This window comes from Escherichia sp. MOD1-EC7003 (assembly GCF_002965065.1).
Classification (GTDB): domain Bacteria; phylum Pseudomonadota; class Gammaproteobacteria; order Enterobacterales; family Enterobacteriaceae; genus Escherichia.
In genome coordinates this window covers 1-260 of record NZ_PTRE01000234.1, presented here as the reverse complement: position 1 = coordinate 260, position 260 = coordinate 1, and the positions used below count along the sequence as shown (strand labels likewise).

Sequence of the window (260 nt, the reverse complement as noted above, 5' to 3'; positions counted from 1 at the left end):
ATCCAACGTAGGGGGCACATTGCCTGATGCGACGCTTAACGCGTCTTATCAGGCCTACGAGTCGGTGCGAGAACGTAGGCCAGCCGCAAACTCTGACGTTTATCCCGTGGTTTAGCTGGGCTAACCGGGGGGAAGGCGAAATGCGGATCTGGGTGAATGAGGAAAAGCATTGCCATCTGTAGGTTGGATAAGGCGCACGCGCCGCATCCAACGTAGGGCGCACATTGCCTGATGCGACGCTTAACGCGTCTTATCAGGCC

General features: G+C 56.9%; 1 pseudogene. It reads left to right on the top strand.

The features are described from left to right. Positions 1 to 80: 80 nt before the first annotated feature. Positions 81 to 182: pseudogene (locus A7090_RS27415) on the top strand (hypothetical protein); the annotation flags it as partial. Positions 183 to 260: the final 78 nt, after the last annotated feature.